9 protein-coding genes, 1 tRNA gene and 1 pseudogene are annotated in these 13,215 nt (G+C 72.1%); 9 read left to right on the top strand and 2 right to left on the bottom strand.

What is annotated here, in order from left to right; all coding sequences use genetic code 11:
* Window positions 1-20: 20 nt before the first annotated feature.
* Window positions 21-695 (bottom strand): 5-formyltetrahydrofolate cyclo-ligase, encoded by a 675-nt coding sequence (locus tag BL253_RS26600; protein ID WP_241835168.1) that lies wholly within the window; start codon window positions 693-695, stop codon window positions 21-23.
* Between the two features lie 88 nt (window positions 696-783).
* Here BL253_RS26600 and BL253_RS26595 point away from each other — a divergent pair, with 88 nt between their 5' ends.
* The 9 genes and pseudogenes from BL253_RS26595 to BL253_RS26555 all read left to right on the top strand — a co-directional run bounded on the left by BL253_RS26595 (window position 784) and on the right by BL253_RS26555 (window position 12,377).
* Complete coding sequence (locus BL253_RS26595; protein WP_076820048.1) at window positions 784-1,704, top strand: UTP--glucose-1-phosphate uridylyltransferase; 921 nt, start codon at window positions 784-786, stop codon at window positions 1,702-1,704.
* Between the two features lie 576 nt (window positions 1,705-2,280).
* Complete coding sequence (gene glp / locus BL253_RS26590; RefSeq protein WP_076820047.1) at window positions 2,281-3,552, top strand: molybdotransferase-like divisome protein Glp; 1,272 nt, start codon at window positions 2,281-2,283, stop codon at window positions 3,550-3,552.
* Entirely contained in the window at window positions 3,553-4,161 is a 609-nt protein-coding gene (moaC, locus tag BL253_RS26585; RefSeq protein ID WP_076820046.1) for a cyclic pyranopterin monophosphate synthase MoaC, read from the top strand.
* Window positions 4,158-4,670: pseudogene (locus tag BL253_RS26580) on the top strand (MogA/MoaB family molybdenum cofactor biosynthesis protein); the annotation flags it as partial. The gene moaC and the pseudogene BL253_RS26580, both read left to right, overlap by 4 nt.
* 236 nt (window positions 4,671-4,906) lie before the next feature.
* Window positions 4,907-5,539 carry a GNAT family N-acetyltransferase gene (locus BL253_RS26575; protein ID WP_076820045.1) on the top strand — a complete coding sequence of 211 codons (633 nt, stop codon included), beginning with the start codon at window positions 4,907-4,909 and terminating at the stop codon, window positions 5,537-5,539.
* Between the two features lie 301 nt (window positions 5,540-5,840).
* Window positions 5,841-7,541, top strand: a complete 1,701-nt coding sequence (locus tag BL253_RS26570) for a gephyrin-like molybdotransferase receptor GlpR (protein WP_076820044.1) — start codon at window positions 5,841-5,843, stop codon at window positions 7,539-7,541.
* A gap of 1,048 nt (window positions 7,542-8,589) precedes the next feature.
* Window positions 8,590-9,171: a hypothetical protein gene (locus BL253_RS26565; RefSeq protein WP_076820043.1), complete on the top strand. Its 582-nt coding sequence runs from the start codon at window positions 8,590-8,592 to the stop codon at window positions 9,169-9,171.
* A gap of 197 nt (window positions 9,172-9,368) precedes the next feature.
* A tRNA-Ala gene (locus tag BL253_RS26560) sits at window positions 9,369-9,442 on the top strand.
* An 823-nt stretch (window positions 9,443-10,265) separates the two neighbouring features.
* Window positions 10,266-12,377: an MMPL family transporter gene (locus BL253_RS26555; protein ID WP_198946408.1), complete on the top strand. Its 2,112-nt coding sequence runs from the start codon at window positions 10,266-10,268 to the stop codon at window positions 12,375-12,377.
* 366 nt (window positions 12,378-12,743) lie between these two features.
* Here BL253_RS26555 and BL253_RS41380 read toward each other — a convergent pair.
* Window positions 12,744-13,215, bottom strand: a 472-nt coding sequence (locus BL253_RS41380; protein ID WP_131831577.1) for an HNH endonuclease signature motif containing protein, incomplete at its 5' end; no start/stop codon positions are given.

Raw genomic sequence — 13,215 nt, 5'->3', positions numbered from 1 at the left:
ACGCACGGGTATCCGAACTGTCACACCGGCCCGCGGCGCACGACCTGGGTGGCTGTCACGATGACGGAGACGGACAGATCGTGCGCGTCGACGGGCACCCTGTCCACGATCGCGAGGTCGTCGACGACGGCGACCAGGGTCGCCCGGGGATGCACCCGGCGCAGCGCGCGGTCGTAGGAACCGCCCCCGCGGCCCAGGCGGCGGCCGAGCCGGTCGACGGCGACGGCGGGGACGAGCACGACGTCGGCCGCCGCGAGGTCGACGGCCGGCGCCGCCGGTGGTGGCTCCCGGGTGCCCAGCGCCCCTGGGACGAGAGTGCCGGTGAACTCGCGAAAGTCCAGATCCAGATCCTCCCGGACCGCCGGCAGCAGCACTCGCGTGCCCCGGGCGCGCAGGGCTTCCAGCAACGGTCGCGTGTCGGGCTCGCTTGGCAGCCCGACGAACGCGGCCACCCACACCGCGGTGGCCACCTCGGGCAGGGCGAGCACCCGGCGCGCGGTCTCGGCGCCGCCGGTCTCGGCGCCRCCGGTCCTGGCTGCCCGCGGCCCGGTGCCGCCCCGGCGCGTCGCCATCAGCCGGCGAAGGGCCGCCTTCGCGTCCGTCCTCTCGCCCGCCGTCGTGTCCGCCTCCGGGTCGTCCCCGACCGGCCCGGTGGTCGGTGAGTCGGGCCGGTCACCCGAACGTCTCTCCCGCACCGCTCCCTCCGATCCCTCGGTGTGGTGTTTACCGAGCCGTGCGGCCATGGCTGTGCCTCCGACAGTTGGGGCTACTAAGGTTTCGGCCATGGCAGTGACGAAGGCGGTTATTCCGGCCGCGGGCCTCGGGACCCGGTTCCTTCCGGCGACGAAGGCCGTGCCCAAGGAGATGCTGCCCGTCGTCGACCGTCCGGCCATCGAATATGTGGTCGAGGAGGCGTCGCGGGCCGGCCTGCGAGATGTCCTGCTCATCACGAGTGGGTCGAAGAAGGCCATCGAGGACCATTTTGACCGAGATGCCGGGCTGGAGCTCCTGCTCGAGCGCAAGGGCGACGCCACCCGGCTCGGACGAGTGCGCGCCTCGAGTGAGCTGGGCGAGGTGCATTCCGTCCGGCAGGGAGCGCCGCGCGGCCTTGGGCATGCCGTACTGTGCGGTGCCGCCCACGTGGGTGACGAGCCGTTCGCCGTGTTGCTCGGCGACGACCTGATCGATGAACGCGACCCACTCCTGCCGGAGATGGTCGCTGTGCAGGACCGGTACGGCGGCAGCGTCATCGCGCTGATGGAGGTCCCGGAGGAGATGGTCTCGCTGTACGGCGTGGCCACCGTGGACCCGGAGCCGGTGCGGGCCGATGGCCGTTACCAGACGGTGCGCATCCGCGATCTGGTCGAGAAGCCGCCGGTCGCCGAGGCGCCGAGCAATCTCGCCATCATCGGCCGCTACGTGCTCTCGCCGGCCGTCTTCGACGTGCTGCGGCGTACCGGGCCTGGCCGCGGCGGTGAGATCCAGCTGACCGACGCGCTGCGAGAGCTGGCGATAGCGGCGGACGAGGCTGGCGAGCCGGTGCACGGCGTGATCTTCACGGGCCGCCGCTACGACACCGGCGACCGGATCGACTACCTCAAGGCGGTCATCCGCCTGGCCTGCGAGCGGCCCGACATCGGTCCCGAGCTTTACCCCTGGCTCGAGGAGTACATCGCGGGTGGCGGCCCGAAGGCCGACATCTGACCTTGCTACCGGCGTCCGCGGCGCCGCCCCTGCCGACGGCCAGACCAGGCGGCCGGCACCCCCCCGAAAGGGTGAGAAGGGAAGGCGCTCGCGCCGTGACGACCGGCACAGGGTGCTCCTTTCCCACTGATCGCCCGCCACTCACTATCGCCGGAGGACAGGCGACAGCCGTGTGGCCCTGTGTGCCGGAGCCGCGCCAGCCGGAGCCTCTTCTGGGACTGRCGGCGACTCGGGGCGGCGCACAGCGGTAACCATGGGTGATTGCCTTGCCGATGCGTGTCGCGGTCCGGCCGCGCCCGGTGCCTCGATCCGGCGTGGCACGACGGTGCCTGTGCACAAACCGACGGCGATCGCTTGACGCCGGTGGTGTACCGCCGGAACGCTGCGGGGTCTGGGACGTGTGAACGCCAGGCCCGCCGGCCGGCGGTCGGCCGGCGGAGACGCTGGCCGCGGTCGGCCGAGATGCTCGGGCGTCCGGACGTCGGGCCAAGGCTCGTAACGGTTCGCGACCGGAGGACGCGGGTTGGCCGAGCCGTCCACGGAACGTGTTCCGTGGGTTATGGAGGTCAAGCGCCGGTGAAAACGGTCGACGAGTACATTTCGGACATTCTAAGCGCTGTCGCGGTGCTGCCGGCGAAACGTATGCCCTTGGCCGCGGCGCACGGGTGTGTGCTGGGGGCCGATGTGCGGGCGACCGTGGCGCTTCCCCGATTCGACAACTCCGCGATGGACGGCTACGCGGTGCGTTCGGCCGACATAGCGGCCGCCTCCGAGCATGCCCCGGTGCGCCTGCCGGTGGTCGGGGAGATCGCCGCTGGCGCCTCGATGCCGAGCGAGGTCGCGGTGGGTACCGCGGTGAGGATCATGACGGGCGCGCCGTTCCCGCCAGGCGCCGACACCGTCGTGCAGGTCGAGTGGACCGACGGCGGCACCGAGACGGTGTCCGTCTACCAGCCGGCCCGCCGGAACCTGCACATCCGCCGCGCCGGCGAGGACGTCGCCCCCGGCAACCTCGTGCTCGCCGCCGGGACCCCGCTCGGCGCCGTCCAGATCGGCCTGCTCGCCGCCATCAACACCGCCCGTCCGCCCGTCCACCCGCGCCCGCGCGTCGCGGTGCTGTCCACCGGCAGCGAGCTCGTCGACGCCGGCGAACGGGTCGGCCCGGGCCAGATCGTCGACTCGAACAGCCACGCGATCGCGGCGGCCGCCCGCGAGGCCGGGGCCGAGGTCCACCGGCTGATCGGCGTGCCGGACGACCCGGCGCGCTTCGAGGCCACGCTGCGCGCCGTGCTGCCCACCGTGGACGCGGTCGTCACCACCGGCGGGGTCAGCGTCGGCGCGCACGACGTCGTCAAGGAGGTGCTCGCCGCCACCGGCGAGGTCACCTTCGAGCGGATCGCGATGCAGCCGGGCAAGCCACAGGGGTTCGGCGTGATCGACGGCGTCCCGGTGTTCACGCTGCCGGGCAACCCGGTCAGCGCGCTGGTGTCGTTCGAGCTGTTCGTCCGGCCCGCGCTGCGCAGGATGCGCGGGCTGACCGGGTCCGGCCGCCCGCGGCTGGTCGTCACCGCCGCCGAGGGCCTGACCTCGCCCCCCGGAAAGCGCTCCTACCTAAGGGTCCGAGTCGGGCGAGGGGAAGATGGTGGGCTGGTGGCGTGGTCGGCCGGCGGCCAGGGCTCGCACCACCTGTCCGCCGCCGCGGGGGCGAACGCGCTGCTGGTCGTCCCCGAGGACGTGACCGAGGTGGAGCAGGGCAAGCCGCTGACCGCCATCCTGCTCACGGGCGACCCGGCGGACTCCCTGCTCRCCGCCGCGACCATCACCGAGACCCTGGAGACCGACGCCTAGATGGCCACCCCGCCGCCCACGCCCCGGCTGACCCACGTCGACGAGACCGGCGCCGCCCGGATGGTCGACGTGTCCGCCAAGGACGTCACCGTCCGCACCGCCACCGCCGGTGGCCGCCTGCTGGTGAGCCCGGCCGTGGTCGAGCTGCTGCGCGGCGAGGGCGTGCCGAAGGGAGACGCGCTGGGCACCGCCCGGATCGCCGGGATCATGGGCGCGAAGCGGACGTCCGAACTGGTGCCGCTGTGTCATCCGCTCTCCCTGTCCGGAGTGACGGTCGACCTCGCCGTGCGCGACGACGCCGTGGAGATCACCGCCACGGTGAAGACGACGGACCGGACCGGCGTCGAGATGGAGGCGCTCACGGCGGTCGCGGTCGCCGGCCTCACACTTCACGACATGGTCAAGGCGGTGGACCCGGCGGCGGAGCTCACGGGCGTCCGGCTGCTGGCGAAGTCAGGCGGCCGGCGCGGTGACTGGCTCCACCCGAAGTCGGCTGACGCGGTGAAGTCGGCTGACGCGGTGAAGTCGGCTGACGCCGTGAAGTCGGCCGAGACGGTGAAGGCGGCTGACGCGGCGCGGAGGGCCGGCGAGGAGCAAGATCAGTCGTGAGCGGAGTCGCTGGGTTGCCGGAGGACGCGCGGGCCAGCGTCGTCACCGTCTCTGACCGGGCGTTCCGCGGAAGCTACCCGGACCGCTCCGGCCCGGTGCTCGCGGAAGGGCTCGCGGCGCTGGGTTTCGTCGTCGACGGCCCGACGGTCGTGCCGGACGAGCGCGAGCGGATCACCGCGGCGCTGCGGGCGGCGATCGCCGCGGGGACCGACCTGGTCGTCACCACCGGCGGTACCGGGCTCGCGCCCCGCGACGTCACCCCGGAGGCGACGGCCGAGGTCATCGAACGGGCGGTACCCGGCCTCGCCGAGGCGCTGCGCGCGGCGGGCCAGGCCAAGGTGCCCACGGCGGTGCTTTCCCGTGGACTCACCGGCGTCGCCGGCCGTGCGCTCGTGGTGAACCTGCCCGGCTCGACCGGCGGAGTACGCGATGGTCTCGCGGTGCTCGGGCCCGTCATCGGCCACGCCATCCACCAGCTGCGCGGCGCCGGCGGCCACGAAGCCGGCAGCCACGAAGCCAGCGGCCACGAAGCCGGCAGCCATGAAGCCAGCGGTCACGAGGTGGTCGGCCACGAAGCCGGCAGCCATGAGGCCAGCGGTCACGAGGTGGTCGGCCACGAAGCCGGCAGCCACGAAGCCAGCGGTCACCGGGCGGCCGGCCACGAAGCCGGCGGTCATCGAGCCAGTGGGCGGGGCGGCGGTGGTTCCGAGGCCCACGGCATGGGCGCGGAACCGGTAGCGGGCCCGTGAACGCGCCAGGCTGGCCCGCGCGGCTGGCCGACGGCCCGGTCGAGGTACGCCCACTGCGGGTCCGCGACGGGCCGTCCTGGGTCGACGTGCGCCGGCGCAACGGCGACTGGCTCGCGCCCTGGGAGGCGACCCCGCCGGGTGTGACGTCCTTTCGGCTCAGCTGGGCGCAGCGCCAGACGCTCAGCATCTACAGCCAGATGCTGCGCCGGCTGCGCCAGCAGGCCAGGGTGGGCATCGCGCTACCGTTCGCGACCTTCTACGGCGGGACGCTGGTCGGGCAGGTCTCGGTGTCGACGATCGTGCGCGGCGCGTTCAACAGCGGTCACGTCGGCTACTGGGTGGATCGCGGGCACGCCGGGCGCGGCATCACRCCCACCGCGCTCGCGCTCGTCGTCGACCACTGTTTCGGACCGGTCGGCCTGCACCGGCTCGAAGCGAACGTGCGGCCGGAGAACGTGGCGAGTCGTCGCGTACTGGAGAAACTGGGATTCCGCGAGGAAGGTATGCATCGGCGCTACCTGGCCATCGACGGCTTCTACCGCGATCACATCGGCTACGCCCTCACCACGGAGGACGTGCCCGAGGGATTGCTGAGCCGATGGCACGCGCTGCGCTCCGCCAAGTCGTGACTGAGCCGGGCGCCGCCTGGAAGTGTTGCGGCCGCGGGGGTGTCGAGGCCGCGCGCTTGACGAGGGCCAGCCGTTGCGCGACACGCGGGCTTGTGGTCGGTGACCGGACGGATTTCCCTCACTAGCGTCAAGCAAGAAATCGGAAACCCACCGCCAAAGTCACACCACGCCAAGGAAGGTGTTACATGGCCGGCACTCCCGCGTTCCGTGCGCGTTCGGCGTCGCGCTGGCGCCGTCGCCACGGCTGGCGGGCGGTTCCGGCACATGGAGCCGCCGGCCACGTGAGACGGGTGGTCGCCGCATGAGCGCGTTGATCTGGCTCGCGATCGTAGGGGTATGGGGTTTTGTCCTCATCCCGATGTGGTTGCGCCATCATGACGGCGCGCTCGAGCAGCGTTCCGCCGACCGGTTCTCCAGCGCGATGCGTGTGCTGTCCCGCCGCGGCGGACGCGCTCAGCCGGCACCGGCCTACGCGACCGGAGCCGTCGACGCCGGCGGCGCGGACCCCGCCGGCCGTCACGAGGCCGAGAACCTCGACGAGGCCGAGGACGAGGCGACAGACGCGGCGGCGGCCGCGGTGACAGAAGCCGCGGCGGACGCGGACGACCAGATGGTGAGTAAGGCGTCCGATGGTGTGACCGCACCGGCCGCGCGCGGAGGGCCCCGGGCATCGAGGGATGGGCGGGTCGTCGATGCGCCCTTCTTCGCTCGGCTCGGTGAGGCCGCCGACGGTGCGCCGGTGTCCCGGTTGGCCCAGCCGGGCACTGACTCCGGCTGGGCCGGCCCAGCACGCCCGGGTCGCCCAGCACGCCCGGGTCGCCTGGCCCGCCCGGCGGCGGACGGCGAGACGCCGTCAGGCAGACGGCCCGGCCAGCGCCGCGGCCCGGGCGGGCAGGTAGCGCCATCGCGTGTGGACATGCCCGTGGCGGACGACTTTGGCCACGGTGAGCCGGACGAGACCGCGCACACGGTGGCCGTGGGGCCCACCCGGCCCGTGCCGCCGGCGCGGACGGCGGACCCACGGCGCCGGGCGCTGCTGCGGCTGCGTCGTCAGCGGCTCGGGGTACTGGTCGCGGCCGTGCCGGTCACGGTCGGGCTCGCCGCCGGTCTGGCCGGGATGTGGATCGTCGTGCAGGTGCTCGTCGACGTCGGACTCGTGATCTACGTCGCTCATCTGCGCCGCTCGACGCGGGCCGAACGTCACCTCGCGGCCTCCCGCGCCGCCCGCGACCGCCGCATCGCGGCGGAGCGCGCCGCGCGCCGCGCGAGCCGGTCGGCGCCGCCGGTACCGATGCCGGAGGCGGTGCCACCTGGCAGGCCCGCGGCCCCACGCGGCTCGGCCGGCCTCGCCGACAGGCGGGCGGCGGGCGAGGCATCCTCCGCGCGGATGACCTCACCGGCCTCGACCGGGAGGACGCCGCCGGCGTCGCGCCCGGCGGCGGCCCACGGCGCCGAGTTCTCCGGCGGCGACCCGGCCGGCAGCGACGTCGCCGGGCCGCCACACGCGCCCAGCGACCAGGCCGGCCGGGGCCGGCTGGCCTCACCCGAGTACGCCCCCGTCCGGCTTTCCGGTGGCGACGAGCGACCGCTCACCGAGGAGGAACTGGCCGCCGCGCACGCCCAGACCGTCGACCTCGGCGGCTACGTCGCGGCCGCGTCAGCCGTGACGCCTGGCGGGGCGGAGGGGAGCCCGCCGGACGCGGGCCAGGACGAGGGATACACCAACAACGTGCGGGTGACGGGTACGCGGCCGGCCGGCCGGCCGAACGCCCGCCCGCCGACGTCGCGCCCGGGGCGCGTGCAGGTGAATCCACCGGGGACCCACGGCGGCCTGACCGCTCCACCAGCCGTGGCCAGCGGGGTCGCCTCGCCCGCGGGCGCCGCCTCCGCGGGCGTGGCCAGCCCGGGTCCCACCGGTGCGCCCGTCGAGGGCCAGCCATCGGGCGGCCAGGAGGAGGACGGCGCCGCCGTCCGGGTCCTGCGCCCCGCCGTCGGCAGCTGATCGGCAGCTGACACGACGGAACGTGGCCCTCACCGCGCACAACGGCGTGCACGGTGAGGGCTGCACCGCGACGGTGTGAGTCGTGAGAGCGCGTACCGCGACGGCGTTCGCCGCGGCGCTCTGGCGCGTGTTCGGGTGGTGCGCGTGGCGTGCGTGCGCGTGGCGTGCGTGCGCGTGGCGTGCGTGCGGATGATGCGCGTGTGTGTGGGGGCGTGTCCAGGCGGCTGTGCCCAGATGACTGTCTCGTCGACCTGGAGGTCGTCAGGACGAGGTGTCATGCCGGGCGTCCGGTGACCTGACAGCGGGCCCGCGGGACAGCGGTGAGACGTCGGAATGGTCCTGTTCGCGCTGGTCGCGGCAAGGTTCCGGTTCGGCTATGGCCTCCGGCGCGGGCACGTCGCGAGGGCGGAGCGCCGGACCGAGGCCGTGCATAATGGGCCCGTGACCCACCGTGTGCGGCCGAGCCTCGCGCCTCTTGGCGCGGCGGCTGGTGCGCGCTGTCCGCGGTGTTGTCGTTGTCGCCGCCCTCGCGTCCGCTGACGCCCGCGTTCGTTCATCCCGCGGCGACGTCATAGCGCCGCTGGCCAGCCCCGGAAGGCTGGCGGCATGGGACGCGAGGGGCTCCGAGCTGGCTGATCCTGGCGCTTCGCCGATGGCCGCGACCGTGTCCTGGCAACACTCCGATGTCGAGCCCGACTCGACCGGCGTGGCCAAAGGCTGATCGTCCGCCAACGCGATCGTCCGCCGAGGGCGATCGTCCGCCGAGGCGATCAGCTGCCAAGGTGATCGTCCGCCAAAGGCCGATCAGCCTGCCAACGCGATCGTCCGTCAACGCGATCGCGTGGCCACAGACAGGGCCACGTCCTACTCGTCAGCCCGCTGTCCATCCGCGCGTGGTGCCCGCGTATTCGCTGTGAACGGCCGTCCTGTCGTCCTCCTGTCCTGTTGTCCGGGTCGTGGACCGAGGAGCGGCGCCTACGGCGGCGGAGGCGCTTGAGGGCAGCCGGGCTGGACGGACACCGACCACCATCATCGAAAGGCAGCCGCCGTGACGTTCGAGGCCTGGCTCGCCCGGCTCCGGAACGACGGATACCTGCTCTGCCCGGCCAGTACGGCCGTGCCCGTGGAGCTGCGCGCCGTGCGCCCCGACGGCTGGGGCCTGCACCTGTGCTGCCGCGGCGTCCGCGTCCAGCTCGGCCTTTACCGACCAGGCCGGCCGGCCTGGCAGGTGCCGCTGTGGGATCGCGACGTCCTGCCCGAGGATGCTCTGGAACTGTGGGAGCACCGTCCGCTGCCCCCCGCTGGGATGGATATGCGCGAAGGCACCCGCATCGTCTTCTCCGGTGCCCACCAGACGCCCGACTACTTGGTCGTCTTCGACGGTGGGCGCGAGCGCGGTTGGCGGAGCTACGAGGCCGGCCTGCTGCGCCCGGGCGACGCCGCCGAGATCTTCGCCGCCCTGTTGGCCGACGTGGAGCCCGAGCTCGCCGGCTGGCGCCTGGCCAGTCCTGAACGCCGTACCCCGACGGGTGCCGTCGTCTCCGCGAACCCGTTTCCCGGCAATCTGGTGCCGTCGGCGCGGACCGCGGCGGTCCGAGACGCCCGCTCCACGGTCGCGACATCGCACTGACCCGCAGGCCGCTGGCCGCTGGTCGCCGGCCCTGGGCCTGGTCGCCGGCCCTGGCCGCCGGGCCTGACCGCGTCCGACCTCATGGCCGCGCCGGCAGTCTCGGTCGCGACGGCCGCGGTCGGATTTGCCCTGGAAGATCCCGATCGGGCCCAGAGCCCACACCCGCACGTCCGTCCTGTAAGCTGCGAAGTGCTTCCGGGGGTGTAGCTCAGCCTGGTAGAGCGCCTCCCTCGCACGGAGGAGGCCAGGGGTTCGAGTCCCCTCACCTCCACCCGGAACAACAGGTCAGGGCCTTAATCAAGTTAACTTGATTAAGGCCCTGATTGTTTGTCCGTCATTTGTCCGTGGGAATCGCCGTCAGCTCTGGACAGACGACATCACAAGACGGCTGTGATGGGCGTCATGCCGATTGCGGGTGGCGGCTCTACCCTGCCCRTCGATCCGGTCGGCATGGGGCGCGCTGCCAGCGCCCCGCTCGGACCGCGTACAGCTGCGAGCGCAGTGGCGCCGCTTCGTCGGAAGATCCGAGCCAGGATCAGAACTACAGCCTCGTCCTTGTACTCCTGGGTGAACTTCCTCCGTGTTGTTCCCATTCCGGATCTCCCTGGTAGGCAGTGGCCATCACGTCGACTGCCCACGTGACCGGGATCGCTTCAGCTCTTCGGTCACCGCCGGGTGCGTTTGCCATCCCGGCTGGGCGGGCTTGTGCCCGCGCGCTGCACGGCCGTGGGCAAGGCCAGAAGCCGCCGAGGATGAGGGGTACTCGTCGCGGAACGGCGGAGAACCGGCGGCRCCGCCGCTCGTGTGCCGAGGGCATACCAGTCCGACGGTAGCCCAGATCGCTGAACTCCAGGCCAGGTCCCGCCCCGGCACAAGTCGACCTGGTGCGTAGGCACCAGGACACGTGAGTGGCTGGTCCGGGTGCACCAGGGGAAGACGGTGGCGGGGGACGATGCCCGGCGGGGCGCCGGAGGGAAGGGTTGGAGGCGCGCGAATCTCGCGCATTCCCCTTGCCTAGCAGTGTCTGGAGTGATCAGCAGGTGGCGACATTTCTTTACCGGATCGGACGGTGGTCCTTTCGGCGGCGCCGGCTTGTGCTTCGTCTGTGGTTGGGTGTCCTGCTGCTGGCCGTCGCCGCAGCCGTCATGGCGCCGGCCGGGGAGGAAGAGGACCTCTCCATGCCCGGCACCGAGTCGCAGAAGGCGTTCGACCTGCTGGACGAGCGCTTCCCGGCGAGCAATTCCCAGGGGGCCGAGGCCCGCCTGGTGTTCCAGGCCCCGGACGGGCAGCGGGTGACCGCCAGGGAGAACAAGACGGCTGTCGAGRATGCGATCGGCTCRCTGGACGGGGGCGCTCAGGTCGCGTCGATTGYCGACCCCTACGAGACCGGCGCTGTCAGCGAGGACGGCACCATCGCCTACTCCACGATCACCTACACCGCGGAAGCCGTCGACCTGACCGAGCCAACGAAGAGCGCCCTCGAGGATGCGGCGAGCCAGGCCCGGGACGCGGGGCTGACCGTGGAGATCGGCGGCTCGGCCCTGGATTCCGAGGAGGAACTGGGCGGTACGACGGAGATCATCGGCGTTGGGGTGGCGGCGGTGGTGCTGGTCGTCGCCCTCGGGTCGCTGGTCGCGGCCGGATTGTCGCTGCTAACCGCCCTCCTGGGCGTGGCCATCGCCTTCGGCCTGGTCTCCGCGCTGGCGGTTCCGCTGGGCCTGACATCCACCGTCGCCATCCTGGCGCTGATGCTGGGGCTGGCGGTGGGCATCGACTACGCGCTCTTCATCACCTCCCGCTTCCGCGACGAGCGGGCCCAGGGCAGCGAGCCGGAGGAGGCTGCCGGCCGGGCGGTCGGCACAGCCGGATCCGCCGTCGTCTTCGCCGGGGCGACCGTCTGCATCGCCCTGGGCGGGCTGGGGGTCGTCGGAATCCCCGAACTCACCAAGATGGGCCTGGGCGGTGCGGGCGCCGTGGCCCTTGCCGTACTCGTCGCACTGACCCTGGTCCCCGCGCTGTTCGGCTTCTTCGGCCGGCGGGTACTGTCCCGCCGTGTCCGCAAGGCCACCCGGCCGGGAAGCGAGCGCCCGCACCGGACGCCCGCCGCGGCCGACCGCCGGCCTGGGCTCGGCACTCRCTGGGCGCGGTTCGTGCTGCGCCGGCCGGTGCCCGTGCTGGTGATCGCCGTACTCGGTCTCGGCGCTGTCGCCCTACCGGCGCTGAGCCTCGAACTCGGGCTGCCCGGAGACGAGTCCAAGTCGATGGAGACTACCCAGCGCCGCGCCTACGACCTGCTGTCAGCAGGCTTCGGCCCCGGCTTCAACGGCCCGTTGACGGTGGTCGTGGACCTGTCGGAGTCCGCGGACAGCCAGGCCACCACGGACCTGGTCGTCAAGACCGTACGGGGAGTGGACGGGGTCGCGTCGGTCGATGACCCGGTTCTCAACCGGACCAAGGACACGGCCGTCCTCACCGCCGTCCCGCGGACCGCGCCGAACAGCCGGGAGACCAAGGACCTGGTGCACATGATCCGGGACGCGGTCTCCGGCGTCGAGGCCGACACGGGCGCCGGCATCCTGGTGACCGGTACCACCGCGATGAACATCGACATCTCCGAAGCCATGCCCGACGCTCTCATCCCCTATCTGACCGTGGTCATCGGCCTGGCGATGCTCCTGCTGCTGGTGGTCTTCCGCTCGGTCCTGGTCCCGGTCAAGGCCGCACTCGGCTTCCTGCYGTCGGTGGGTGCCGCCTTCGGCGTCCTCGTCACCGTCTTTCAGTGGGGCTGGGTCGCAGACCTGCTCGGCATCGAGCAGACCGGACCGGTCATGTCGCTGATGCCGATTCTCATCATCGGAATAGTGTTCGGCCTCGCCATGGACTACGAGGTCTTCCTCCTCACCCGGATGCGGGAGGCCTACGTCCATGGCGCTTCCCCCGACGAGGCAATCGTCAACGGTTTCCAGCACAGCGGACGTGTGGTGGCCGCGGCGGCGATCATCATGATCAGCGTGTTCGAGGTTGGCGATGGTCTCTTCCGCCGAGCGGTTTGGTCGGCGCCGTGCGTGGTGCGGGGTTGGGTGCTGGCGAGCAGACCTCTGCCGGGGATGCTCGCCGCGCCACGGTATATCTGGTCGGCGAGCAGACAGGCCGCAGCGGTGACGACCTGCTCGCAGGCTTCCCGCAAGCCCGGTTCTGTCCTGTGAGGCGAGGTCGCAGGTCTCAAGCGCGCCGCTTAGCGCGCCAGACTCAGCCGACCTCATGTCAAGTGGAGGATCGAATGCGGTGAGGGCCTACTGGATCTTCCCGTACGGTACGACGTTACGCATTCGGGTGAGCGGGTGAGCGGGTGAGTGAGAGTGCTGGTTCGTTGGGGCTGATCGGTACGGGGCTGGGGTGAAATCGGCCCGAAGCGCGGTGCTGGGCTCGCGCCCAACCCGTCTCCTCGGGCGCCTCGCTTCTCTGGGGCGTAGTCGCTTGAATCTCATGCCGCTGTGGATTCGGCCGCACGCAGCCGTCCTTCTGCGTCCCTATCTCTACCTTGGCCCCCATCCGAAATCCGGCCTCAGATTTTAGAACGGGCAGCGGGCGCCGGCCGCGAGCCGGCTATCCGGTGTACCTGGCGGGTTCTGGGTGGTGGTCTGGGTGCCAGGTGTGGTGTTGGCTGGGTTGGTGGTCCAGGTGTGGGGGTCTTCCTGCGGGAGGTGGCCTTCTTCGTCGTTGGAATTGGTGTTGACGTGGTGGGTGTGGCCGGTGGGGGTGGTCCAGGTGAAGATGCCTGGTTGGGGTTGGTGGAGTTGCCATCCGGGGCTGTGTTTCATGACGTGGTGGCGGCGGCAGAGTAGGCCCAAATTGTCGAGTGCGGTGTGTCCGCCGTGGGTGTGGGCGGTGGTGTGGTCGAGGTCGCAGGCGGTGGCGGGGGTGGCGCAGCCGGGGTAGACGCAGCGGCTGTCGCGGTGGCGGACGAGGCGTGCCAGGGCTGGGGTTGGGACGCGGCGATGTCCCAGGTCCAGGACGGTGCCGGTCTGTGGGTCGGTCAACACC

It is taken from the genome of Pseudofrankia asymbiotica (genome assembly GCF_001983105.1).
Classification (GTDB): domain Bacteria; phylum Actinomycetota; class Actinomycetes; order Frankiales; family Frankiaceae; genus Pseudofrankia; species Pseudofrankia asymbiotica.
Note: the sequence above shows the minus strand (reverse complement) of the source record. Positions and strands in the feature narration are given on the sequence as shown.

Coding starts and splice junctions, on each gene's coding strand:
- moaC (WP_076820046.1), top strand. CDS start 3,553: ATGGCCACCCCGCCGCCCACGCCCCGGCTGACCCACGTCGACGAGACC.
- BL253_RS26595 (WP_076820048.1), top strand. CDS start 784: ATGGCAGTGACGAAGGCGGTTATTCCGGCCGCGGGCCTCGGGACCCGG.
- BL253_RS26570 (WP_076820044.1), top strand. CDS start 5,841: ATGAGCGCGTTGATCTGGCTCGCGATCGTAGGGGTATGGGGTTTTGTC.